This is a genomic window from Bradyrhizobium sp. 1200_D9_N1_1 (assembly GCF_052075915.1).
Classification (GTDB): domain Bacteria; phylum Pseudomonadota; class Alphaproteobacteria; order Rhizobiales; family Xanthobacteraceae; genus Bradyrhizobium; species Bradyrhizobium diazoefficiens.
The window spans coordinates 7,239,661-7,262,639 of sequence record NZ_CP197226.1 but is presented as its reverse complement, the minus strand read 5'-3'; the positions used below and the strand labels follow the sequence as shown (position 1 = coordinate 7,262,639).

The 22,979-nt window shown below is 66.6% G+C and carries 20 protein-coding genes; 10 read left to right on the top strand and 10 right to left on the bottom strand.

The genetic code is table 11. The features are described 5' to 3' along the window. Positions 1-4: 4 nt before the first annotated feature. From AB5K84_RS34670 to AB5K84_RS34655, 4 genes are all read right to left on the bottom strand, one after another. The gene (locus tag AB5K84_RS34670) at positions 5-661 is read right to left on the bottom strand and encodes a hypothetical protein (protein WP_441232720.1); all 657 of its coding nucleotides are present in this window, start codon (positions 659-661) and stop codon (positions 5-7) included. After that, complete coding sequence (locus AB5K84_RS34665) at positions 639-1,934, bottom strand: hypothetical protein (protein WP_441232719.1); 1,296 nt, start codon at positions 1,932-1,934, stop codon at positions 639-641. Before AB5K84_RS34665 ends, AB5K84_RS34670 begins: the two co-directional genes overlap by 23 nt. Positions 1,935-2,016: 82 nt before the next feature. Beyond that, a complete protein-coding gene (locus tag AB5K84_RS34660) occupies positions 2,017-3,213 on the bottom strand; it encodes an acetate/propionate family kinase (protein ID WP_011085304.1) in 1,197 nt (398 codons plus the stop codon). Positions 3,214-3,217: 4 nt separating this feature from the next. Beyond that, a complete protein-coding gene (locus AB5K84_RS34655) occupies positions 3,218-5,605 on the bottom strand; it encodes a phosphoketolase family protein (RefSeq protein WP_038965926.1) in 2,388 nt (795 codons plus the stop codon). A gap of 210 nt (positions 5,606-5,815) precedes the next feature. Here AB5K84_RS34655 and AB5K84_RS34650 point away from each other — a divergent pair, with 210 nt between their 5' ends. The 4 genes from AB5K84_RS34650 (at position 5,816) to AB5K84_RS34635 (ending at position 10,075) form a co-directional block, all read left to right on the top strand. Next, positions 5,816-6,979: a PA0069 family radical SAM protein gene (locus AB5K84_RS34650; RefSeq protein ID WP_097531883.1), complete on the top strand. Its 1,164-nt coding sequence runs from the start codon at positions 5,816-5,818 to the stop codon at positions 6,977-6,979. 24 nt (positions 6,980-7,003) lie between these two features. Then, positions 7,004-7,459 carry a VOC family protein gene (locus AB5K84_RS34645; RefSeq protein WP_011085307.1) on the top strand — a complete coding sequence of 152 codons (456 nt, stop codon included), beginning with the start codon at positions 7,004-7,006 and terminating at the stop codon, positions 7,457-7,459. A 76-nt stretch (positions 7,460-7,535) separates the two neighbouring features. Next, positions 7,536-8,321 (top strand): ribonuclease HII, encoded by a 786-nt coding sequence (locus AB5K84_RS34640; protein ID WP_011085308.1) that lies wholly within the window; start codon positions 7,536-7,538, stop codon positions 8,319-8,321. Positions 8,322-8,566: 245 nt separating this feature from the next. Next, positions 8,567-10,075: a glycosyltransferase family 39 protein gene (locus AB5K84_RS34635; RefSeq protein ID WP_011085309.1), complete on the top strand. Its 1,509-nt coding sequence runs from the start codon at positions 8,567-8,569 to the stop codon at positions 10,073-10,075. A 117-nt stretch (positions 10,076-10,192) separates the two neighbouring features. Here the strand turns inward: AB5K84_RS34635 and AB5K84_RS34630 are convergent, their stop codons facing one another. Then, on the bottom strand, positions 10,193-11,008 hold the full coding sequence (locus AB5K84_RS34630) for a uracil-DNA glycosylase (protein WP_011085310.1): 816 nt from the start codon (positions 11,006-11,008) through the stop codon (positions 10,193-10,195). A gap of 135 nt (positions 11,009-11,143) precedes the next feature. On the opposite strand from AB5K84_RS34630, the gene AB5K84_RS34625 reads away from it, so the two are divergent. The 3 genes from AB5K84_RS34625 to AB5K84_RS34615 all read left to right on the top strand — a co-directional run bounded on the left by AB5K84_RS34625 (position 11,144) and on the right by AB5K84_RS34615 (position 15,813). After that, positions 11,144-12,805: an electron transfer flavoprotein-ubiquinone oxidoreductase gene (locus tag AB5K84_RS34625; protein WP_011085311.1), complete on the top strand. Its 1,662-nt coding sequence runs from the start codon at positions 11,144-11,146 to the stop codon at positions 12,803-12,805. Between the two features lie 298 nt (positions 12,806-13,103). Further along, positions 13,104-14,900: a tetratricopeptide repeat protein gene (locus AB5K84_RS34620; protein ID WP_011085312.1), complete on the top strand. Its 1,797-nt coding sequence runs from the start codon at positions 13,104-13,106 to the stop codon at positions 14,898-14,900. Positions 14,901-14,928: 28 nt separating this feature from the next. Further along, positions 14,929-15,813 carry a 4-(cytidine 5'-diphospho)-2-C-methyl-D-erythritol kinase gene (locus tag AB5K84_RS34615; protein ID WP_038965922.1) on the top strand — a complete coding sequence of 295 codons (885 nt, stop codon included), beginning with the start codon at positions 14,929-14,931 and terminating at the stop codon, positions 15,811-15,813. 130 nt (positions 15,814-15,943) lie between these two features. On the opposite strand, the gene AB5K84_RS34610 is transcribed toward AB5K84_RS34615, so the two are convergent. From AB5K84_RS34610 to AB5K84_RS34590, 5 genes are all read right to left on the bottom strand, one after another. After that, on the bottom strand, positions 15,944-16,822 hold the full coding sequence (locus AB5K84_RS34610) for an alpha/beta fold hydrolase (protein ID WP_011085314.1): 879 nt from the start codon (positions 16,820-16,822) through the stop codon (positions 15,944-15,946). After that, the gene (locus AB5K84_RS34605) at positions 16,815-17,447 is read right to left on the bottom strand and encodes a LysE family translocator (RefSeq protein ID WP_011085315.1); all 633 of its coding nucleotides are present in this window, start codon (positions 17,445-17,447) and stop codon (positions 16,815-16,817) included. The genes AB5K84_RS34610 and AB5K84_RS34605 overlap by 8 nt, the downstream gene beginning before the upstream one ends. Positions 17,448-17,491: 44 nt before the next feature. Then, positions 17,492-18,754, bottom strand: a complete 1,263-nt coding sequence (gene fabF, locus AB5K84_RS34600; protein ID WP_011085316.1) for a beta-ketoacyl-ACP synthase II — start codon at positions 18,752-18,754, stop codon at positions 17,492-17,494. Position 18,755: 1 nt separating this feature from the next. Continuing rightward, on the bottom strand, positions 18,756-19,271 hold the full coding sequence (locus AB5K84_RS34595) for a winged helix-turn-helix transcriptional regulator (RefSeq protein WP_011085317.1): 516 nt from the start codon (positions 19,269-19,271) through the stop codon (positions 18,756-18,758). Positions 19,272-19,669: 398 nt separating this feature from the next. After that, positions 19,670-20,677, bottom strand: a complete 1,008-nt coding sequence (locus AB5K84_RS34590) for a polyprenyl synthetase family protein (protein ID WP_011085318.1) — start codon at positions 20,675-20,677, stop codon at positions 19,670-19,672. 132 nt (positions 20,678-20,809) lie between these two features. Between AB5K84_RS34590 and AB5K84_RS34585 the strand changes: the two genes are divergently transcribed. The 3 genes from AB5K84_RS34585 to AB5K84_RS34575 all read left to right on the top strand — a co-directional run bounded on the left by AB5K84_RS34585 (position 20,810) and on the right by AB5K84_RS34575 (position 22,916). Then, positions 20,810-21,037, top strand: a complete 228-nt coding sequence (locus AB5K84_RS34585; protein ID WP_011085319.1) for a putative signal transducing protein — start codon at positions 20,810-20,812, stop codon at positions 21,035-21,037. Further along, positions 21,030-21,791: a tRNA1(Val) (adenine(37)-N6)-methyltransferase gene (locus AB5K84_RS34580; RefSeq protein WP_011085320.1), complete on the top strand. Its 762-nt coding sequence runs from the start codon at positions 21,030-21,032 to the stop codon at positions 21,789-21,791. The genes AB5K84_RS34585 and AB5K84_RS34580 overlap by 8 nt, the downstream gene beginning before the upstream one ends. Before the next feature lie 216 nt (positions 21,792-22,007). Then, the gene (locus AB5K84_RS34575; RefSeq protein WP_011085321.1) at positions 22,008-22,916 is read left to right on the top strand and encodes a S49 family peptidase; all 909 of its coding nucleotides are present in this window, start codon (positions 22,008-22,010) and stop codon (positions 22,914-22,916) included. Positions 22,917-22,979 lie beyond the last annotated feature (63 nt).

Genomic DNA, 22,979 nt, shown 5'->3' with positions numbered 1-22,979 from the left:
CCCCCTAGGCTGCGAGATCGATCATGATGTGCCGGCGCAACAGATGCCCGAAGCCGGCGAAACGGTCGGTGGCGCGCTCGATGGCGCGGGCAAGCTCGAGCACCGAGAGCGAGGTCGCGACGTCGAAGCCGCCGCCGAAGACCAGCGCGGTCGTCGCACGCTCGTGGCCGTCCGCGGCATGTTCGGCATCGATCAGGCGGCTCACGGCGGACAGCGCATCCTCGGAATCGGCGCGCCGCCCTTCCGGCACGTCGGTGGCCGCGGCGACGCCGCTGGCCGCGACCTCGGTCGCGGTCATCGCCACCACACAGAGTTCGGCGAGTGCGGTCAGCAGCGACGGATCGGTTCGCTCCGGCATCAGCGAGGCGATGAAGGCCGCCTGCTCCAGTTCGTCGACGGCCTCTTCGGCGCGATCGATCAACTGGGCGATCGTTGGCCGGGCGTTGAGCCGGTCGACTTCCTTGCGCGTTTCGAGCGCAATGCGATCGGCCTTCTGTTCGATCGCGCCGCAGCGTACCGCCAGCAGCTTGCGATCGGCCGGCTGGCCGGCCCGAAGCGTTGCAATATGGCGGGAGATCGCCGCAACGAGATCATGGGCAAGCCCGATCTGGCGCAGCACCGCGGCGAGCAGGGTGCCGTCAACGCGCTCCAGATGCCGCACCAGGTCGGCTTCGATCTGGTCGCGGACCGTCCTGACGGAGCGACCTGCGAGCAGCGCCTCGGTGGAGGCGCGCAGTGCCGCCTTCAGAAAATCGATCGCGGCGGCGCGGCCGAGCGCCTGGTCGAGCGCGCTCGCCGAAGCCGATGCGCGCGGGGGCGGCGTTGCGCACCGCCGACCCCAACAGCTCGTTGCCGCCGAGCTCGAGAAAGCCGCGATGGCCGATCCGCTGTCGCGCCGCCCATTCCAGGATTCGTGTGGCGTCGTCCTTGGCAACCCAGGTCCGCAGCAGCTTGCGCGCCTTGTTCCAGTCGATCAGGAACACCAGCGCGGCGCCCACGGCCGCGAGGAATTCGTTGCGATCCGCGGCGTGAGCCGGCTGATACTGGCCGGTGACGAGATAGAATGAATTGTCTTCGCCGAGGCCCGCGGCGGTGTGACGGTCGAGCCCGCTCCAACTCGCCTCGAACTTGTCGAACAGCGAGATGAAGAATTTTGCCCGCGCCAGGTGTACGTCGGTGTAGGTGACAGTGACCGCGTTCTTCTTGACCGCGATCACCACCACATGGGCGTCCGTGGTGCCGATGTCGTTCTGGATCAGCAGCCGGCCGCCCGAGCGGGTCGCCATGGTGTCGAGACCGGGGTGGTTGAACTTCAGCCTTCGCGTCTGGTTCAGGCCTTTCATGAAGGCCTCCACCGCGCCGCGATCTTCGCCGTGCAGGCCGAACACATGGGCACCGTCGAGCGTTTCCTCCGAACAGTTCACCGCAAGCTTGTTCAGCGCCTTGTGCAGATCCATCACCAGCCGATGGAGGCTGTCGCCGGCCGTCTCGGCAACGCCGGTCAGGCGCGCAATGCGGGAAAGATCGATTTCGTTGGTGGCATCGAGCAGACCCGCGCTTCGGACGGCCGTCAGCCGCGCGTTCGCCTTGTCGCCGTCCGACGGCGCGCCGGCGCTGACGGCGCGGATCATGGCCGCAGCGTCGTCCTGGATCTCCTTCATCAGCTTGGCGAGGTTCGGCGCCGCGAGCCGGGACGGTCCGACCAGATGGGCGCCGCCGATCAGCGTTGCGATCGCGGCTGGTGCAATGCCGGCGGCGTGACTCTCGACCGCAAGCTCGCTGGCGGGACGATCGGGATCTTGCGCATGCCGAGCCGCCGCCTGGAGCGCACTCATCCGCACCTTGATGCGGTCATTGGCGGCAAGCCCTTCCGCCACCAGCGCGGGCAACAGGATGTCGCCCTGTCCGAGTTCTTCGATGATCTGGGTTTTCATGGTCTGTCCGCGCAACGGTTGATGCCGTCCTTATGCCGCGAAGTTGCGACGGCCTCATTGCGACAGATCATTCATAAAACCGTCACGCAGCGTGTCGTTCGCGCAGAAGCGCGGCGCAATGGCGCGCGATCGCGATCTCTTCGTTGGTGGGAATGATGAAAATATCGACCGCACTGTCGCCGGTGCCGATCCGCTCGCGTCCCTCGCTATTCGCCGCTGCATCGATGCGCACGCCGAGCCAGGCGAGACGCTCGCCGATCGCGCTGCGGATCTCGCTGGCATGCTCGCCGATGCCGCCAGTGAAGACCAGACAGTCCAGCCCCTGAAGCGTGGTCGCCATCATCGCGATCTCCTGCGCCGCACGGAAGGTGAAGAGATCGATCGCGTCCCGTGCCGCAGCCTCGCGGCTCGCAAGCAGCGTGCGCATGTCCGCGGACATGCCGGAGACGCCGAGCAGGCCCGACTCGTGATAGAGCAGGTGCTGGACGTCTTCGACCGACATCCCCTCGTGCTGCTGCAGATAGAGCAGCACGCCGGGGTCGATCGTGCCGCTTCGCGTCCCCATCACGAGGCCGTCGAGCGGCGTCAGTCCCATCGTGGTGTCGACGCTGCGGCCGTTGCGGAGTGCGCAGAGACTTGCGCCATTGCCGAGATGCGCGATGACGGTGCGCTTCGCAACGAGCTGCGGCGCGATTCCGGCGAGGCGGCCCGCGACATATTCGAACGACAGCCCGTGAAAGCCGTAGCGCCTGACGCCGCGCTCTTCATAGCGCCTCGGAATCGCAAAGCGGCTCGCAGGCGGTGCAAGTCCGTGATGGAAGGCGGTGTCGAAGCAGGCGATCTGGGTCAGCGCGCGACGGATCGCGGAGAGGGTGCGGACCGGCGCGAGGCAGCGCGGCTGGTGCAGCGGCGCCAGCGGCGTCAGGGCCTCCAGCTTCGCGGTGATATCGTCCGTCAATTCGACCGGGCCTGAATGATCCGGCCCGCCGTGGACGATACGGTGGCCAACTGCGCGCAAGCTGTCTTGGCCGAACCGGTCGTCGATGAAGGCGAGCGCGTCGGCGAACAGGTGGCCGCCGTCGGCATCGGCCTCGTCCCGCCGCTTCTCGAACAGGTCTTCGCCCGCGGGGCCTTTCACGACGAGCCGGGGCCTGGCCTCGTGCTCGTCGAGCAGGCCCTTGCAGAGCAGCGCAGGCTCGGCCGCCGAGATCTCGAACAGGCCGAACTTGATGCTCGACGAGCCCGAGTTGAGGACGAGAACCGCCTCTGGCGCCGGCATGGCGTCAGCCCGGCTTGCCCGGCCAGACCCAGTCGCGGATCTCGGGCATGTCCTCGCCGTGTTCGCGTACGTAACGTGAGTGCTCGAGCAGCTTGTCGCGGAGCTGCTGCTTCACCTGCGCGGCCCTGGTCGCAAGACCCGGCACGCGTTCGATCGCCTCGATCGCGAGGTGGTAGCGGTCGAGCTCGTTGAGCACGACCATGTCGAACGGCGTCGTCGTGGTGCCTTCCTCGGCGAAGCCGCGCACATGCAGGCCGGCATGGTTGGTGCGGTTATAGGTCAGCCGGTGGATCAGATGGGGATAGCCGTGATAGGCGAAGATCACCGGCTTGTCGCGCGTGAACAGGCTGTCGAAGTCGCGGTCGGACAGGCCGTGCGGATGCTGGTCCTGCGGCTGCAGCGTCATCAGGTCGACGACGTTGACGACGCGGATATTCAGATCCGGCAGCGCCTTGCGCAGCAGGTCGACGGCGGCAAGCGTCTCCAATGTCGGCACGTCGCCGGCACAGGCCATCACCACATCGGGCTCGCCACCCGCGTCTTCCGTGCCCGCCCAGGTCCAGATGCCGATGCCGACATCGCAATGCGTGGCGGCGTCCTGCATCGACAGCCATTGCGGCGCCGGCTGCTTGCCGGCGACGATCACGTTGATGCGGTTGTACGTCCGCAGGCAATGGTCGGCGATCCACAGCAGCGTGTTGGCATCGGGCGGGAAGTAGATGCGAACGATGTCGGCCTTCTTGTTGGCGACGAGGTCGACGAAGCCGGGGTCCTGATGACTGAAGCCGTTATGGTCCTGGCGCCAGACATGCGAGGTCAACAGATAATTGAGCGAGGCGATCGGCCGCCGCCACGGCAGATGCCGCGTCACCTTCAGCCATTTGGCGTGCTGGTTGAACATGGAATCCACGATGTGGATGAAGGCCTCGTAGCAGGAGAAGAAGCCGTGGCGTCCGGTGAGCAGATAGCCCTCCAACCAGCCCTGGCAGAGATGCTCGCTCAACACCTCCATCACGCGGCCGTCCTGCGCAAGATGCACGTCGTAAGGCTCGATCGGCTCCATCCAGACACGTTCGGTCGTCTCGAACACCGCATCTAGCCGATTTGATGCCGTCTCGTCCGGGCCCATGATGCGGAAATTGCGCTCTTGCGCGTTGAGGCGAATGACGTCGCGCAAAAATCTGCCGAGCTCGCGCGTCGCTTCTCCCGTGACGGCGCCGGGCTGCGGCACTTCGACGGCAAAGCTGCGGAAGTCCGGCAGCTTCAGCTCCTTCTTCAGCAACCCGCCATTGGCATGCGGATTGGCGCCCATGCGGCGATTGCCCTCGGGTGCCAGCGCCTGGAGCTCGGGGACGAGCGCGCCGCTCGCGTCGAACAGTTTCTCCGGCTCGTAGCTGCGCATCCAGTCTTCGAGCACCTTCAGATGCGCAGGGTTCTCGCGGCAGCTTGCGACCGGCACCTGATGCGCGCGCCAAAAACCTTCGACCTTCTTGCCGTCGACTTCCTTCGGACCGGTCCAGCCCTTCGGGCTGCGCAGCACGATCATCGGCCAGCGTGGCCGCTCGATATTTTTGCGCCCGTCGCGGGCGTGCTGCTGGATCGAGCGGATGCTGGCGAATGCGACGTCGAGCGCATCCGCCATGATCCGGTGCATCAATTTGGGATCGTCGCCCTCGACGAACAGGGGCTCGTGGCCGAACCCGCGGAAGAGATCGCGGATCTCGCTGTCAGACATTCGTCCGAGCACGGTCGGGTTGGCAATCTTGTAGCCGTTCAGGTGCAGGATCGGCAGCACCGCGCCGTCATGCGCCGGGTTCAGGAACTTGTTGGAGTGCCAGGACGCCGCGAGCGGGCCGGTTTCGGCCTCGCCGTCGCCGACGACGCAGGCGACGACCAGGTCGGGATTGTCGAGCGCCGCGCCATAGGCGTGCACCAGCGCGTAGCCGAGCTCGCCGCCTTCGTGGATCGAGCCGGGCGTCTCCGGCGCGGCGTGGCTCGGGATGCCGCCGGGGAAGGAGAACTGCCGGAATAGCTTGCGCAATCCGTCCGCATCGCGCGCGATGTTAGGATAGATCTCGCTGTAGCTGCCTTCGAGATAAGTGTTGGCGACCATGCCCGGGCCGCCATGGCCGGGACCACAGACATAGAGCACGTTGAGGTCCAGCGCTCGGATGACGCGGTTGAGATGGGCGTAGATGAAGTTCAAGCCGGGCGTCGTGCCCCAATGGCCGAGCAAACGCGGCTTGATGTGCTCGGCCCGCAGCGGTTCGCGCAGCAGGGGGTTGTCGAGCAGGTAGATCTGCCCGACGGAGAGGTAGTTGGCGGCGCGCCAGTAGCGATCAAGGAGATCGAGGTCGCTGCTCGCGGCGGCCGATTGTTGTTGATTTGTCATGTTCCTGCCGACCTTCACCCGGGATCGTCACCAACCGAGTTCCGGCGCGATCGATCCTTCGCGGCATCAAACGAGATCGTGGTGACGGCGATGTTGCGTGAGGTCAAAGGCAGGCGCCCGAAGTTTGGGCGCCTCTACTGTGCATGGGGTTGTTTTCACGTTTTTTGTTCTTGTTCTTGATTTGTTCCTTTGGCGTGCTATCTTGGCTTCATGAGTCCAGCATCCTCTCATGCTCTCAAGCACCCGCCGGTCACGGCGCCCTCCGAGCCGGCGGGTGCGCCTTCTGATTTCCCCGAGCTCGCTGTCGCCATCGACAAGCAGCGCAGGCGGGGGCGGGGCGCGCAGTCCAACGCCAGCGGCCGCTATGAGGCCGAGGCGCGCGTCGCCTTCGACGACGGCTGGCAGAGCCTGGAAGAGCTGCCGCCGTTCAAGACCACGGTCGCGGTCGACACCTCGCGCAAGGTGATCACCCGCAACGATTCGCCCGATATCGGCTTCGACCGCTCGATCAACCCCTATCGCGGCTGCGAGCACGGCTGCGTCTACTGCTTCGCGCGGCCGACCCATGCCTATCTCGGCCTGTCGCCCGGGCTCGACTTCGAGTCAAAACTGTTCGTCAAGCCGGAGGCCCCGGCGCTGCTCGAGAAGGAGCTCGCAGCAGCAGGCTATGAGCCGCGGATGATCGCGATCGGCACCAACACCGATCCCTATCAGCCGATCGAGCGCGAGCGCAAAATCATGCGCGGCATCCTGGAGGTGCTGGAGCGCGCTGGTCATCCCGTCGGCATCGTCACCAAATCGGCGCTGGTGGTGCGTGACATCGACATTCTCTCGCGCATGGCCAAGCGCAACCTCGCCAAGGTCGCGATCTCGGTGACTTCGCTCGATCCAAAGCTGGCGCGCACCATGGAGCCGCGGGCCTCGACGCCGCCGAAGCGGTTGGAGGCGCTGAAGCAGCTCTCCGATGCCGGCATTCCCACCACCGTGATGGTCGCGCCAGTGATTCCCGCGCTGAACGATTCCGAGATCGAGCGAATTCTCGATGCGGCCGCCCATGCCGGCGTCAAGGAAGCCTCCTACGTGCTGCTGCGGCTGCCGCTGGAGGTGCGCGACCTCTTCCGCGAATGGCTGATGGCGAACTATCCGGACCGCTATCGCCACGTCTTCACGTTGATCCGCGACATGCGCGGCGGCCGCGACTACGACGCGAAATGGGGCGAGCGCATGAAGGGCACCGGCCCGATGGCCTGGACCATCGGCCGCCGCTTCGAGATCGCCTGCGACAGGCTGGGGCTCAACAAGCGTCGCGCAAAACTGACGATGGATCACTTCGCGCGGCCGAAGCGGAACGGCGATCAGCTCAGCCTGTTCTAGGAGCCGAGGCGAACGAGGTGTGTCATGAGTAAGGAACTGCCGCCCCCGGTGCCGCGGCTCACGGTCATCACGCTGGGTGTGAGCGACATCCGCGCCAGCATCGCGTTCTATGATACCCTCGGCTTTTCGCGCCGGCTGAAGGCGACCGGCGAGGCCGTCGCCTTCTACGATACCGGCGGTCCGGTGCTCGCCCTGTTTCACTGGGGCCAGCTCGCGGCCGACGCGGTCTTGCCGGATAAGCCCAGGCCGACGAATTTCCGCGGCATCACGCTCGCCTGGAACTGCGCCACGCGCGAGGAGGTCGATGCGGTGCTGGCCTTCGCTGTCGACAAGGGCGCCGCGCTGCTGAAAGCGGCGCACGAGACCGACTATGGCGGTTATTCCGGCTATTTCGCCGACCCCGACGGCCATCCCTGGGAGGTCGTGGTCGCGCCGGGCATCGAGGTCGGTGAGGACCGGCGGGTGCATCTGGCCGAGTAGGCGGCTCGCCTGAATAACGGGAATTGCGAGGGGTTCCCGGTTGCGCAAGCAGGGCCGCTTGCGCACGATCCCCGCCATGATTCGGGATAAATCCGCCAAAAGACCGGCCAAGGACGCGCCAAAGAAGGCTGCTGTAAAGGAGGCCGCGCCCGTCAAGGCGAGCTTCCGCCGCGAGCGCGCGCTGATCAAGCGCGGCATCTGGCCGGTTGCGGGCTGCGACGAGGCCGGCCGCGGGCCGCTCGCAGGTCCCGTGGTGGCGGCCGCAGTGATTCTCGACCCCGACCGCATTCCCCGTGGCATCGACGATTCCAAGCGCCTGACGGCGGAGCAGCGCGAAAAGCTGTTCGACAAGATCTGCGCCACCGCGCAGGTCTCGGTCGCGGTCGCCTCGCCCGCGCGGATCGACCGCGACAACATCCTGCGCGCCTCGCTGTGGGCGCTGAAGCGCGCCGTGGTGGCGCTGCCCGAGGCGCCCCGCCACGTCTTCGTCGACGGCCGCGACCGGCTCGATACGGCATGCGACTGCGAGGCCGTGATCGGCGGCGACGGCATCGTCCTGTCGATCGCGGCGGCGTCCATTGTCGCCAAGGTGACGCGCGACCGGCTGATGTGCGCGCTGGCGCAGGACTGCCCGGGCTATGGCTTCGAGCAGCACAAGGGCTACGGCGTCCCCGAGCATCTCGACGCGCTGAACCGCCTCGGCCCGACCGTCCACCACCGCAGCTTCTTCGCCCCCGTCGCCGCCGCCCGCGCCAAGCACATGCCCTGGACAGTCGAGCCGGTGCGCGACTTGTTCGCGGCGACCGAGGTCGAGGTGCAGCTGGAAGCAAGCGTTGAGATCGACGCGTCGGCGAATCTCTAGGGTTTAGTCCCGCAACCTCCACATCGTCATGGCCGGGCCTAGCCGTCCGAAGAATGGCGTCGCTTCCGCTCGCCTATGTCTCGGCCATCCACGTCTTTGCCGAGGTACGAAGAACGTGGATGCCCGGGACAAGCCCGGGCATGACGAGCAGACGGTCGTTGCCACAACGCGTAGCGCCCTTTATCAAAACACTCGTGAGCGAATAGGGCCGGCTGGACGGGTTGGCTGCATCTTTCGGGCGTTGCATGCGGTTTACCTCCCTGGTCATCGAGCTCATTCGCGCCCGGCCGCGGCTGATCGTGTGGATCGTCGTGCTGCTCCAGGCCGCGATGTGGCTGTTCGTGGCGCTGGCGTTCTATCGCAGCCCGCCCGGCACCCTTGCGACCCTCCTGGCCTTCGGCAGGGAATACCAGGTCGGCACCGATCTCGGCCCGCCGCTGCCGGTCTGGCTCGCCGACATCGCCTATCGCGCCGCGGGCGGCCACATGTTCGGCGTCTATGTGCTGGCCGAGGTCTGCGAGATCGCGACCTTCATCGCGCTCTATCATCTCTCCCGCGCCGTGGTCGGCTCGCAGCAGGCGGTGCTGGCCGTGCTGCTGACGATGACGGTGCTGGCCTTCTCCTCGCCCGCGCTCGATTTCGGCCCGCTGGTGCTGGCGCGACCGCTGTGGGCGCTGCTGCTGCTGCATTCCTGGCAGATCATCGGCCAGCGCCGCGGCAACGCCTGGTTCGCCTGGTCGATCGAGGCCGGGCTCTTGCTGCTGACGACGCCCGCGGCGGTCTTCCTGCTCCTGCTGCTCGTCGTCTTCGCGTTTGCGACCGCCGGCGGCCGCCGCACGCTGCTCGCGCTCGACCCGCTGTTCGCGCTGATCGTCGTCGCCGTGCTCGCGCTGCCCTATGCCGTCTGGCTGATGCGCGCCGAGACGCTGGTCCTGCCGGCCCTGCCTGCGGTCGCCGAGCTGAGCACCCGCGCGATCCACGCGGCCTGGCTGCTCGGCGGGCTCGTGCTTGGCGCGGCGGCGATCCCGGCGCTGACTTTCCTCAACACCGGCCTGTTCCTCGCCAAGGGCGAGGAGGCGCCGATCATCTACCGCCCGCCGGTCGAGCCGCTGGCGCGCAACTTCGTCTATTTCTTCGCGCTGGCGCCGGCGCTCGGTGCGGTGCTGATCTCCGGCCTGTTCGGGCTCGAGTCCGTCGTCGGCGGTGCCGGCGTGGTACTGGTGATGTCGGGGCTCGCCGTGGTGGTGGGTGCCGGCGATCTCATCGCGATGCGCCGCGCGCGGATGCTGCGGACGGTGTGGGCCGCCGCCGTCGTGGCGCCCGCCGCCGGCGTCGTGCTCGCCGTCCTGTTCCTGCCCTGGACCGGCGCCAATGAGATCGCGACCTCGATGCCGGCGCGTGCGATCTCGGATTTTTTCGATGACAGCTTTGCCCGCCGCACCAACCATCGCCTGCGTGCGGTGGCCGGCGAGACCCAGCTTGCGAGCCTGATCGCGCTGCATTCCGGCCGCCCACATCTGTTCATCGATGCCGAGCCCGCGCGCACGCCGTGGATCAATCAGGCCAAGTTCAGCGAGACCGGCGGCGTCGTGGTCTGGCGCGCCGCCGACACCGCGGGCACGCCGCCGCCGGACATCCTCAAGCGCTTTCCCGGCATAGTGCCGGAAGTGCCGCGCGCCTTCGAATGGCTGGTGACCGGCCGCCAGCAGCTGCTGCGCATCGGCTGGGCCATCGTGCGGCCGAAGGGGGCCTAACCCGTCATTCCGGGGCGCGGCAAAGCCGCGAACCCGGAATCCATTCATCCACCAACTCTGCCGCTCGATGGATTCCGGGCTCTCGCTTCGCGAGCCCCGGAATGACGGTGTGTGTGGTTACACCGTGCCTTGCCCCAGCACCTTCGCGATCGCCCGCAGATCCTGCCAGGCCAGCCGCTTGTAGGACGGCGAGCGGAGCAGATAGGCCGGGTGGAAGGTCGGCAGCGCGCGGATGGTGCGCCCAGCGGTCTCGTAGTCGAACCAGCGGCCGCGGGTGCGCATGATGCCTTCGCGCGTTCCGAGCAGCGTCTGCGTCGAGGGATTGCCGAGCGTCACCAGCACGTCGGGGTTCACCAGCTCGATCTGGCGCTGGATGAAGGGCAGGCACACTTGCGTTTCCTGCGGCGTCGGCGTGCGGTTGCCGGGCGGCCGCCACGGAATCACGTTGGCGATGTAGGCCGTGGTGCGGTTGAGGCCTATGGCCCCTATCATCAGATCGAGCAGCTTGCCGCTGCGCCCGACGAAGGGCAGTCCCTCGATGTCCTCGTCGCGGCCCGGCGCCTCGCCGACGAACATGATGCGCGCCTGCGGATTGCCGTCGGCGAACACCAGCCTTGTTGCGGTGTGCTTCAGCGCGCAGCCCTCGAAGCCCTGCATCAGCTCGCGTAGCGCCTCGAGCGTCGGCGCGGTGCGCGCAGCCTCGCGTGCCGAGGCGATCGCGACGTCGGGCGCGGGTGCGGCCTCGCCTCGGATCACCGCAGGCGCGGCGACCGGCCGCGGCGCCTCGACCGGCGCTGCTGCGCGCGGGACCGGCGGCGGGGCGGCGATTTCCGCCAGGCGGTCTATCGGCTCCTCCGTAAGCGCGCAGTCGACACCGGCCTCCAGATAGAAGGCGAGAAGCTCTCGGACGGTGGGGGCGGGTTCGGGGATCATGCGAAAGTCAGACTTTTATATCAGTTTGGGGCGCCATGCATCCCACTGGAACGCATTTCCGTGGTTGTCCTATCCGGAAAAATCGGAAACAAGAGGGCGCAAACGACCGAGGACCGTCTCAAGGGCTGAGATCAGATGAGCACCGAAGAACTTCCCCCGCGCGAATCCATGGAATTCGACGTCGTCATTGTCGGCGCCGGCCCCTCGGGCCTGTCGGCCGCGATCCGGCTGAAGCAGCTCAACGCCGATCTCAACGTCGTCGTGGTGGAGAAGGGCTCCGAGGTCGGCGCGCATATTCTCTCCGGCGCCGTGATCGATCCGGCCGGGCTCGACAAGCTTGTTCCCGACTGGCGCGAGGATTCCGACTGTCCGCTGAAGACGCAGGTGAAGGACGACCGCTTCTACTGGATGACGGGCGGCGGCGCGATCAAGCTGCCGAACTTCATGATGCCGCCCCTGATGGACAACCATCACTGCTACATCGGTTCGCTCGGCAATGTCTGCCGCTGGCTGGCGCGCAAGGCCGAGGCGCTCGGCGTCGAGATCTATCCGGGCTTCGCCGCGGCCGAGGTGCTCTATGACGAGGAGGGCAGGGTCAGGGGTATCGCCACCGGCGACATGGGCATCGGCCGCGACGGCAAGCCGAAGGACTCCTTTACCCGCGGCATGGAATTGCTAGGAAAATACACGCTGTTCGCCGAAGGCGCCCGAGGCAGCCTGACCAAGCAGCTGATTGCGAAGTTCGCGCTCGACGCCAAGAGCGAGCCGGCGAAGTTCGGTATCGGGTTGAAGGAAGTCTGGCAGATCGATCCCGCCAAGCACCAGAAGGGTATGATCCAGCATTCATTCGGCTGGCCGCTCGACCTGAAGACCGGCGGTGGTTCGTTCCTCTATCACTACGACGACAATCTCGTCGCCGTCGGCTTCGTCGTGCATCTGAACTACGACGATCCCTATTTGTCGCCGTTCGACGAGTTCCAGCGCTTCAAGACCCATCCGTCGATCCGCGGCACCTTCGAGGGCGGCAAGCGGCTCGCCTATGGCGCGCGCGCCATCACCGAGGGCGGCTATCAGTCAGTGCCGAAACTGAGCTTCCCCGGCGGCGCGCTGATCGGCTGCGCGGCCGGCTTCGTCAACGTCCCGCGCATCAAGGGCGTGCACAATGCGATGGGCACCGGCATGCTGGCCGCCGAGCATGTCGCAGCAGCGCTTGCGGCCGATCGCGCCAATGACGAGATCGTCGAGTACGAGAACGCGTGGCGTTCCTCCTCCGTGGGCAAGGACCTCTTTCTGGTCCGCAACGTCAAACCGCTGTGGTCGAAGTTCGGCACCGTGCTCGGCGTCGCGCTCGGCGGACTCGACATGTGGTGCAACACGCTGTTCGGCGCCTCGCTGTTCGGTACCCAGTCGCATTCCAAGCCCGATCGCGCGACGCTCGATCCGGCCAAGAGCCACGCGCCGAGGAACTACCCGAAGCCGGACGGCAAGATCTCGTTCGACAAGCTGTCGTCGGTATTCCTGTCCAACACCAATCACGAGGAGGACCAGCCGGTCCATCTCCGGGTTGCCGACATGAACCTCCAGAAGACCTCCGAGCACGACGTGTTCGCCGGTCCCTCGAATCGCTATTGCCCGGCCGGCGTCTACGAGTGGGTCGAGGAGGGTGCGAGCCCGCGCTACCAGATCAACGCCCAGAACTGCGTCCACTGCAAAACCTGCGACGTGAAGGACCCCAACGGCAACATCACCTGGGTTCCCCCGGAGGGCGGCGGCGGTCCGAACTACGAGGCGATGTAAGGGCGGTCCAATCAGCGCGGACCTGGTCACAAAGGGTGATCTGCCGCACGTTCGCGTGAGAACCGGGCCGCGGCCACCTGTCGCGGCCACGATAAGGCCATAGTGGCGGCGTCTTGGGGCGCTCTTGTCCGATTTGGGGCGTTCGGAGGCGATCGCCCGGTCCGAATCCTTGCGGTAAACCGCCAAAAGCGGCATTGTCCGACCTGACGGTTCCGGGTCCCGATGCCACCGGCCGCGTTCGCATGCGAGACGGCTTTCTGCTGCAAACCCAGGCACTACCAACTCAAGGCGAGCCCTGATGCTTTCAAATCGTTTCAACCGCTGGACTGTCGCCGCCATCGCCCTCATGGGCACAGCGATCGCGACGGTCCCCGGCAGGGTCCTGGCGCAGACGCCGGATCATCCGTCCGATACGGCGGCGCAGTTTCCGACCCGGAACGATCTGAAGTCGCTCACGACCTCCGGCAGCTATCTCGCCGCCCGCCACGCCAGCGTCGAGCGCGACGCAACCTCGGCCGCCGCATTCTACCGCTCGGCGCTCCGCACCGATCCGAAGAACAACGAGCTGCTCGACCGTGCCTTCATCTCCTCGGTCGCCGACGGCGACATCGACGAAGCGGTCAAGCTCGCCGAGCGTGTCCTCACCATCGACAAGACCAACCGCGTCGCGCGCCTCGTCGTCGGTGTGCACGATCTCAAGATGAAGAAATACGCGACTGCGCAGACCAACATCAACCAGTCGATCCGCGGCCCCATCACCGATCTCGTCGCCACGCTGCTGTCGGGCTGGGCGGCCTATGGCGCCGGCGATTCCAAGGGTGCTGTCGCCACCATCGACAAGCTCGCCGGTCCGGAATGGTATCCGCTGTTCAAGGATCTCCACGCCGGCATGATCCTCGAACTCGCCGGCAAGGAGAAGGACGCCGGCACGCGCTTCGAGCGCGCCTACAAGCTCGACGATTCCATGCTGCGCGTCACCGAGGCCTATGCGCGCTGGCTGTCGCGCAACAAGGATGCGGCCGCCGCGACCACCGTCTACCAGGCCTTCGACAAGAAGCTCGCCCGCCATCCGCTGATCGTGGAAGGGCTGCGCGACACCAAGGCCGGCAAGAAGCTGCCGCCGCTGGTCGATTCCGCGCAGGCCGGCGCTGCCGAGGCCCTCTACGGCATCGGCGCCACGCTGACCCGCCGCGGCGGCGAGGATCTGGCACTGGTCTATCTCCAGCTCTCGCTCTACCTCCAGCCGACCCATCCGCTGGCGCTGCTCTCGCTCGCCGATCTCTATGAATCGGTGAAGCGGCCGCAGATGGCGATCAAGGTCTATGAGCGCGTGCCGTCGACCTCGCCGCTGAAGCGCAACGCGCAGATCCAGCTCGCCATCGATCTGGATTCCGCCGACCGCACCGATGAGGCGATCAAGATCCTCAAGGGCGTCACGTCAGAGGATTCCAAGGATCTCGAAGCCATCATGGCGCTCGGCAACATCGAGCGCGGCCGCAAGAAGTTCGGCGACTGCGGCGCGACCTATTCGCAGGGCGTCGACGTGCTGCCGGCCGGCAACGACAAGGCCAACAGCGTCTGGTACTATTATCGCGGCATCTGCGAGGAGCGCTCCAAGCAGTGGGCCAAGGCCGAAGCCGACATGAAGAAGGCGCTCGAGCTGCAGCCCGACCAGCCGCATGTCCTCAACTATCTCGGCTATTCCTGGATCGACCAGGGCGTGAACCTCGACGAAGGCATGAAGATGATCAAGCGCGCCGTCGAGCAGCGTCCCGACGACGGCTACATCGTCGACTCGCTCGGCTGGGCTTACTACCGCATCGGCAACTACGAAGAGGCGGTGAAGAACCTCGAGCGCGCGATCGATCTCAAGCCCGAGGATCCCACCATCAACGATCACCTTGGCGATGCCTATTGGCGCGTCGGCCGCACGCTGGAAGCCAAATTCCAGTGGTCGCACGCCCGCGATCTCAAGCCCGAGCCGGATGAGCTTCCGAAGATCGAGGCCAAGATCGCCAACGGCCTCACCGAGGACAATTCGAACTCTTCGGCCGCGCAGGCGGAGAAGAAGAAGGACGACGGCAAGGGCGGCTAAGCTGAGTGAAGTTGGGGGCGTGTCGCCGATGCCGGCGTTGATTGAAGAGGGGCGCGCGAAGGTCAATCTGAGCCTTCGCGTGGTCGGCCGTCGTGCCGACGGCTATCATGATCTCGAAAGCGTGGTGGCGTTTGCCGATTGCGCCGACCGGCTCACGTTGGAGCCGGGCGGCGAGCTGAAGCTCGCCACCACCGGGCCGCTGGCCGCAGCATGCGGCGATACTGCCGACAATCTCGTGTTCAAGGCCGCAAAGCTTCTGGCCGAGGCCGTGCCGAACCTGAAGCTGGGCGCCTTTGCGCTCGACAAGGTGCTGCCCGTCGCGGCCGGCATCGGCGGTGGCTCGGCGGATGCAGCGGCAGCGCTGCGGCTGCTGGCGCGTCTCAACAACCTGTCGCTCGATGATCCCCGCCTCCAGAAGGTCGCGCTCGCGACCGGCGCCGACGTGCCGGTGTGCCTGTATTCGCGCGCCTGCGACATGACCGGCGTCGGCGAGCAGCTGCTGCCGCTCGCGCTGCCGAGCATGCCCTGCGTGATGGTCAATCCGCGCGTGCCGGTCGCGACCAAGGACGTGTTCCAGGCGCTGGGCCTGCGCAACGGCGAGCTGCTGGTCGGCGCCACCTCCGTCATCGGAGCCCCGGCCTGGCCGGAGGAGGGCGCCTCGATTGCCGACTGGGTCGAGGTTCTCGAAACCGTCGCCAACGACCTCGAAGCCCCCGCGATGCGCATCGAACCTGTCATCGGCGAGGTGCTGGAGGCGCTACGCGACTCCGCCGGCGTCAAGCTCGCCCGCATGTCCGGCTCGGGCGCGACCTGCTTTGCGATCTATGGCGCGCCGGCCGAGGCACATGCTGCCGCGGAAAAGATCCGGCGCGATCACCCCGGCTGGTGGGTGCATGCGGGGACGTTGAGCTAATTTAGGTATTTCTCCGACGACACTGCCGTAGGGTGGGCAAAGGCGCGATAGCGCCGTGCCCAACATGCATCCAAGTGACGCGATCGAAGTGGTGGGCACGCTTCGCTTTGCCCACCCTACGGCAGTGGAGCTAACCCGCGCCGTCCTCGGCCAGCCCGAGAAACCGCCGGATCTCACCCAACACCTCCTGCGGCTTGTCATGCTGCAGCCAGTGCCCCGCGCCGGCGATGGTCTCGACACGCGCCTGCGGGAAATAGCGCTCCAGGCCTGCGGCCCTGGCACCCGCCAGAAAGCTTTCGCCGGCATTCAGCAACAGCGTCGGGCAGGCGATGCGCGACCAGAGTTCGACGTGATCGTCCGGCCAGAGCCGGTGCGGCGCAGAGGCGCGCTGGTAGGGATCGAACTTCCAGCTATAGGTGCCGTCCTCGTTCCGTCGCGCGCCGTGCGTTGCAAGATGCAGCGCGAGGTCGCGGGAGAGCCGCCTGTTGTGAAGCACCATCTGCGCTGCGGCATCCGCGAGGGTGGAATAGCGGCGCGGCGTGCGGTCGTGCAGCTTGTCGAGCTGGCCGACCCATTTGCTGATGCGCTCGTGCGCCGGCGGCTTCGGCGCGTCCGGCAACATGGTCACGCCGTCGAGCACGACCAGCTTCGCGACCTGCTCGGGGAACGATCCTGTAAAGATCAGGCTCACCATGCCGCCCATCGAATGGCCGACGAGAGTCACTTGAGGCGCTGCGACGCCGCGGACGAGCTGGGCGAGATCGTACACATATTCCGTCAGCGCGTAGCTGCCGCCCTTGGTCCAGTCGGAATCGCCGTGGCCGCGCAGGTCGGGCGCCAGCACGTGAAAATGCGGTTGCAGCGATCTGGCGATGACGTCCCAGCTGCGGCAATGATCGCGGCCGCCGTGGACCAGGATGAGCGGCGGCGCGCCCTCGTTGCCCCAATCGGCATAATGCAGCCGCAGGCCGTGCGATTCATAGAAGCGGCTTTGCGGGGCGCTAGCCATTTGCCGGCCGCCGCGCCAGCGCGAGCGAGAGTCCGAGGCCCGCGATGAAGACGCCGGAGCCCTGGGTGAGGCGCCGCATCAGGTGCGGCCGTCCGATCAGTTGCGTGCGCGTCGCGGACGCCATCAGCACCACGACGACATCGGCGAGCGTGTTTAGCGTCACCGAGATCGCGCCGAGCACGATGAATTGCAGCGTGGGGTTCGATCCCATGGGATCGAGGAATTGCGGAATGAAGGCGAGGAAGAACGCCGCGGTCTTCGGGTTCAGCGCCTCGACCAGCACGCCGTCGCGGAATGCGCGCCTGTCGCCGACGGGCTCGCTTTCGAGCGACAGTGCGCGGCCGGCGCTACGAAACGTCTTGATGCCGAGCCAGACCAGATAGAGCGCGCCGACGAATTTGACGGCGCCAAACAGCTCGGCGCTGGCGAGAATGATGGCGGAGATGCCGAGACTGCCGGCGACGACATGAACCAGCCCGCCCAGCGCCGTGCCTGCGGTCGAGGCAAAGCCGCTGCCGCGCCCCTCGGACAAGGTCCGCGCCGCCACGTAGAAAATGCCGGGGCCGGGAATGGCGGCAATGAGAGATGCCGCGGCAAGGAACAGCCAGAAATTCGTGTCGGTCATCCTGCTGTCGTAGCGATGCTTGGGGCGATTGCAAGGCCCGTCGTTTAGTCCATCCGGCGGAAGATCACGCAGGCATTCACCCCGCCGAAGCCAAATCCGTTGGAGATGGCGTGCCGCATCGGCATCGGCCGCGCGCTACCTGAGACGATGTCGATGCCATCAGCGCTCGCGTCGGGGTTCTCGAAATTGAGCGTCGGCGGCGCGACCTGATCGCGCAAGGCGAGCACGGTGAAGATCGCCTCCAGCCCGCCGGCGGCGCCGAGCAGATGGCCGGTGGCCGATTTGGTCGCGCTCACCGCGATGCTGCGGCTACGGCCGAACAGCGCGCCGATCGCGCCAAGCTCGCTTTCGTCACCGGCGGGCGTCGACGTCGCATGCGCGTTCAGGTGCTGCAATTCGCCGGGCTCAAGCCGCGCCTGCCGCAGTGTGATCTCCATGGCGCGGCGCGCGCCGTCGCCATCGGGCGGCCCCGACGTCATGTGGTAGGCGTCCGCCGTCGTGCCGTATCCGACGATCTCCGCGATCGGTGTCGCGCCGCGCGCCAGCGCATGCTCGAGCGTCTCGATCACCAGGATGCCGGCGCCTTCGCCCATGACGAAGCCGTCGCGGTCGCGATCGAACGGGCGCGAGGCGCGCCTCGGCTCCTCGTTGAAGGAGCTCGACAGCGCGCGCGCCGCGGCGAAGCCGCCGAGGCTGACGATGTCGATGCAGGCCTCCGCGCCGCCGCAGATCGCCACATCGGCCTCGCCGGCGCGGATCATGCGCGCGGCATCGCCGATCGCCTGGACGCTGGCGGCGCAGGCCGTGACCGGCGTTCCCAGCGGTCCCTTGTAGCCGTATTTGATCGAGACGTGGCCGGCGGCGAGATTGGCGAGGAACGAGGGGATCGTGAATGGCGAGAGCCGGCGCACGCCGCGCTGCTCGGTGATGCGCACTGCCTCCGCCATCGCCGGAAAGCCGCCGACGCCGGAGCCGATGACCGTCGCGGTCCGTTCCAGCGCGCTCGCGTCCTGCGGTGTCCATCCGGCCTGTGCGACCGCTTCGGCGGTGGCGAGCAGCGCGAACAGGATGAAGCGGTCCATCTTGCGCTGGTCTTTCGGCGCGGCGGCCTGCGCGGGATCGAAGCCGCCGTCCGCATCGCCGGCCTTGTCGGGCACGAGGCCCGCGATGCGCGCGGGGAGCGCCTGCGCCCATTCGGGCAGGGGACGCAGCCCGCTTTGGCCTGCCAGCAGCCGGCGCCAGGACAGTTCGACACCGCAGGCGAGCGGCGACACCGCGCCCATTCCCGTCACGACGATACGACGCATATCAGTCTCCAGCCGGCGCAATGGCCGGGTTCATGGCCTTGAGCGAAGCGAGCCGTTTGCGCATCCCGCGGCTGGCGCGCGGCCCAGCGATGATGACCGCATTGTCGAGCGTGATCGGCTGCATGTCGGCGGCATCGACCACGACCGGGTCGAACGGACGGCGATCGGCCCGGCTCGCCAGCAGAATGGATTCACCCTTCGGTGCGAGATGCCTGTTGCCCCAGGCGAGCAGCGCGGCGACCACGGGGAAGAAATCCCGCGCCTTGTCCGTCAGCACATATTCGTAACGCGGTGGCCGCTCGCTGTAACGGCGGCGGACGAACATGCCTGACGCGGTGAGATGGGCGAGACGCCGCGACAGGATGTTCGGCGCGATCCCGAGATTTTGCGAGAACTCGTCGAACTTCGTCGCGCCCTGGAACGCATCCCGCAGGATCAATATGCTCCACCATTCGCCGACCGTCTCCACGGCGCGGCCGACCGGGCATTCCAGGATGGAGGGGGATTTGGGCTGCATGGCGGGAGGATAGGAGAGTAACTTGCAAAATGCAAGTTACTAGGTGAGCAGCTTCATCGCGCGCGGGCGAGTTGTGCGATTGCGAACCTGTCTCTGTGATTTGAAAATGCGAATTGGCGAGCAGGGCTTGCGCGCCTTGCTCCGTCGTTGCGAGCGCAGCGAAGCAATCCAGACCGTTTCCGCGGAGGGACTCTGGATTGCTTCGCTGCGCTCGCAATGACGATCTGGGGGCAATGCGCACTGATCGAACACCGTCACCCTGAGGTGCTCGCCTCTTCGGCGAGCCTCGAAGGGCGACGGCCCGGGCCGTGCAGGCTCCCGGCGCGATGCTTCGCATCGCGCCACTCGCGCCTCAGGATGACGGGGTTGATAGCAGAAGCAGAAAGACCCTCAGGCCGCTAATGCGACCGCGCCAGGCAGAACGCCACGACCTGCTCCAGCGCGCTCTTCATCGGCGACGACGGGAACAGCGCCAGCGCGTCCACCGCCATGGCGCCGTAGTGCTGGGCGCGGCTCAGCGTGTCCTCGAGCGCGCGGTGCTTGTTCATCAGGCCGATGGCGTGGTCGAGGTCGGTATCGCCGATCTCGCCGCGCTCCAGCGCCTTGATCCAGAAGGCGCGCTCGGTGTCGTTGCCGCGGCGGAAGGCGAGCACGACCGGCAGCGTGATCTTGCCCTCGCGGAAATCGTCGCCGGTGTTCTTGCCGAGCTTGGCGCTCTTGCCGCCATAGTCGAGCACGTCATCGACGAGCTGGAAGGCGATGCCGAGATTCATGCCGACCGAGCGGCAGGCGGTCTGCTCCGCCTTCGGGCGGTTCGCGATCACGGGGCCGACCTCGCAGGCGGCCGCGAACAGCTCGGCGGTCTTGCCGCGGATCACGGCGAGATATTCGTCCTCGGTGGTCGCGGTGTTCTTGGCGGCCGCAAGCTGCATCACCTCGCCCTCGGCGATGGTGGCGGCCGCCGCGGAAAGAATGTCGAGCGCGCGGAGCGAGCCGACCTCGACCATCATGCGAAACGCCTGGCCGAGCAGGAAGTCGCCGACCAGCACGCTCGCCTCATTGCCCCAGAGCATGCGCGCCGACAGCTTGCCGCGGCGCATCTCGCTCTCGTCCACGACGTCGTCATGGAGCAGGGTGGCGGTGTGCATGAACTCGACGGAGGCCGCCAGCTTGATGTGGCCGTCGCCGGTGTAGCCGGCAAGGTTCGCCATGGCGAGCGTCAGCATCGGCCGCAGGCGTTTGCCCCCGGAGGAGATCAGATGGTTGGCGACCTCCGGGATCATGGTTACGTCGGAACCGGTCCGCGACAGGATCGTGGCGTTGACGCGCTCCATGTCACCGGCGACAAGGGCAACCAGCTCTTCGATCGACGCGCCGGGAGTTTCGAAAGGTACGATGACGGCCACGCCGGTCTCCAATATTTGCCCCGGAAGGGCTATTCTGATGGAAATACAATAGAAACTGGAGGCGGACGCGGCAAGTGCCGCGGAACCATTGACATTTGCCGCTTAACCCCTTTCAGGCAGGAGACCTGCGTTTTGCGTGAACTGGTTCGGACCAACGATATGGTGCTGGTGTCGGCGATCGGCGCGCTGCTCGACGGCGCCAATATCCATCATCTGGTGCTGGACCAGAACATGAGCATCATCGAGGGCTCGCTCGGCATTTTGCCGCGGCGGATCCTGGTCCATGAGGACGACGCCCAGGAGGCCCGGCAGCTCCTGACCGAGGCGGGGCTCAGCCACGAACTGCGCGGCGATGATTGAGGCCGACATCACCGAGGACGCCTTTCTCGGCGGCCAGTTGCGGCTGAAGCAGAAGCGGTCCGGGCATCGCGCCGGGCATGACGCCATCCTGCTCGCGGCGGCGACGGAGGCGAGAGCGGGCGACCGCGTGGTCGATCTCGGCGCCGGCATCGGCACGGCCGGGCTGGCGCTTGGCCGGCGCGTGGCGGGGATCAGGCTCAGCCTGGTCGAGATCGATCCGGAACTGGCGGAGCTCGCGCGCGCCAATGCGGCGGCGAACGCGATTGCCGCCGAGACGATCGTGCTCGACGTCACGGCCGATGCGCAGGCTTTCGTGGCACATGGGCTCGTGCCCGACAGCGTCGATAGTGTGCTGATGAACCCGCCCTTCAACGATCCGGTGCGCCATCGCGGCTCGCCGGACCAGGCGCGCCATATCGCGCATGTGGCGACGGAGGAGACGCTGCATGCGTGGGTGCATGCAGCGCGGCGTATCCTCCGGTCGAACGGTGTGCTGACGTTGATCTGGCGCGCGGATGGAATCGCCGAGATTTTGGCAGCGCTGTCACGCGGCTTCGGCAGCCTTGCGATCCTGCCGGTTCATGGCGAAGCGGGACGGCCCGCGATCCGCGTGCTGGTGCGCGCGATCAAAGGCGGCAGGGCGCCGACGCGCCTGCTGCCGGGCCTCATGCTTAACGAAGAGTCACACGTGCCTAAAAAAGAGGTGACGGATATTCTGGAGGGAAGGGCAGTCTTGCCGCTGGCGGAGCTGTGACGGCCTACTGCGGCAGCGATTCCGACTGCTGTTCTTGCGGGGACGTAAAGCGAATCGCCGTGAAAAGCGCACCGATCAGCATCAACAGCAGATAGATCTTCATGGCGTTTCCTCCGCTGCTTCATTGCAGCTTCCCGACGGGAATTCTGCAAAACACGTTCCAGGCACTTTCAATGACAGTCGCGTGATAAAAAATGGTTAAACAGAGGTAACGGCATGGCCGAACAATTGAACGATCGTGAGAGTTCCGGCCTGGCCGACAAGCTCATGCAATATCTGCCGGCGCGCTTCCGCCCCGGCACGGCGGTGGTGCCGGTGGTGCGGCTGTCAGGCGTGATCGGTGCAGTGACGCCGCTGCGTCCGGGCATGACGCTCGCAGGCGTCGCGCGGGTGCTGGAGCGGGCCTTCTCGATGCGGAACGCCAAGGCGGTGGCGCTGGTGATCAATTCGCCCGGCGGCTCGCCGGTGCAGTCGCGCCAGATCTATCTGCGCATCAAGCAGCTCGCGGCGGAGAAGAAGCTGCCGGTGCTGGTGTTCGTCGAGGACGTCGCGGCGTCGGGCGGCTACATGATCGCCTGTGCGGGCGACGAGATCTTCTGCGATCCGTCCTCGATCCTCGGCTCGATCGGCGTGGTCGGCGGCAGCTTCGGTTTCCAGGACGCGATCAAGCGGCTCGGCATCGAGCGGAGGCTCTATACCGCCGGCGCGCACAAGGCGATGCTCGATCCGTTCCTGCCCGAAAACCCCGACGACGTCGCCAAGCTCAAGGCGCTCCAGCGCGAGATCCACCAGATCTTCATTGCGCTGGTGAGGGAGAGCCGCGGCGCGCGGCTCAAGGGCGAGGACGACACCTTGTTCACCGGCGAATACTGGGCCGGCGCGAGTTCGATCGCGCTGGGGCTGGCCGACGGCATCGGCGATCTCCGCTCAACTCTTCGTGCCCGCTATGGCGAGAAGGTTCTCACCCCCGTGATCGCGCAGCCGACCGGGCTGCTGTCCGGCCTTCTGGGGCGCAAATCGCCCGGCGCAGGCCAGCTTTCGGCCCTGGAATCAATGGCCGGGCTGCCGGACGAGCTGATCTCGGCGGTCGAAACGCGGGCGATTTGGGCGAAATTCGGGTTCTAGGGCGCGGTCTTCCGCGCCATTTGGTCCCAAGGAGACTTGAAGCCGGGCCAATTGCGGCGCGGC

What these genes read in the sequence shown, in the direction of transcription:
- AB5K84_RS34610 (WP_011085314.1), bottom strand. Translation starts at nt 16,822, where the DNA reads ATGGCTAGCGCCCCGCAAAGCCGCTTCTATGAATCGCACGGCCTGCGG.
- AB5K84_RS34615 (WP_038965922.1), top strand. Translation starts at nt 14,929, where the DNA reads ATGCCGGCGTTGATTGAAGAGGGGCGCGCGAAGGTCAATCTGAGCCTT.
- AB5K84_RS34580 (WP_011085320.1), top strand. Translation starts at nt 21,030, where the DNA reads ATGATTGAGGCCGACATCACCGAGGACGCCTTTCTCGGCGGCCAGTTG.
- AB5K84_RS34655 (WP_038965926.1), bottom strand. Translation starts at nt 5,605, where the DNA reads ATGACAAATCAACAACAATCGGCCGCCGCGAGCAGCGACCTCGATCTC.
- AB5K84_RS34635 (WP_011085309.1), top strand. Translation starts at nt 8,567, where the DNA reads ATGCGGTTTACCTCCCTGGTCATCGAGCTCATTCGCGCCCGGCCGCGG.
- AB5K84_RS34640 (WP_011085308.1), top strand. Translation starts at nt 7,536, where the DNA reads ATGATTCGGGATAAATCCGCCAAAAGACCGGCCAAGGACGCGCCAAAG.
- AB5K84_RS34645 (WP_011085307.1), top strand. Translation starts at nt 7,004, where the DNA reads ATGAGTAAGGAACTGCCGCCCCCGGTGCCGCGGCTCACGGTCATCACG.
- AB5K84_RS34630 (WP_011085310.1), bottom strand. Translation starts at nt 11,008, where the DNA reads ATGATCCCCGAACCCGCCCCCACCGTCCGAGAGCTTCTCGCCTTCTAT.
- AB5K84_RS34660 (WP_011085304.1), bottom strand. Translation starts at nt 3,213, where the DNA reads ATGCCGGCGCCAGAGGCGGTTCTCGTCCTCAACTCGGGCTCGTCGAGC.
- AB5K84_RS34650 (WP_097531883.1), top strand. Translation starts at nt 5,816, where the DNA reads ATGAGTCCAGCATCCTCTCATGCTCTCAAGCACCCGCCGGTCACGGCG.
- AB5K84_RS34620 (WP_011085312.1), top strand. Translation starts at nt 13,104, where the DNA reads ATGCTTTCAAATCGTTTCAACCGCTGGACTGTCGCCGCCATCGCCCTC.
- AB5K84_RS34595 (WP_011085317.1), bottom strand. Translation starts at nt 19,271, where the DNA reads ATGCAGCCCAAATCCCCCTCCATCCTGGAATGCCCGGTCGGCCGCGCC.
- AB5K84_RS34625 (WP_011085311.1), top strand. Translation starts at nt 11,144, where the DNA reads ATGAGCACCGAAGAACTTCCCCCGCGCGAATCCATGGAATTCGACGTC.
- fabF (WP_011085316.1), bottom strand. Translation starts at nt 18,754, where the DNA reads ATGCGTCGTATCGTCGTGACGGGAATGGGCGCGGTGTCGCCGCTCGCC.
- AB5K84_RS34605 (WP_011085315.1), bottom strand. Translation starts at nt 17,447, where the DNA reads ATGACCGACACGAATTTCTGGCTGTTCCTTGCCGCGGCATCTCTCATT.
- AB5K84_RS34575 (WP_011085321.1), top strand. Translation starts at nt 22,008, where the DNA reads ATGGCCGAACAATTGAACGATCGTGAGAGTTCCGGCCTGGCCGACAAG.
- AB5K84_RS34665 (WP_441232719.1), bottom strand. Translation starts at nt 1,934, where the DNA reads ATGAAAACCCAGATCATCGAAGAACTCGGACAGGGCGACATCCTGTTG.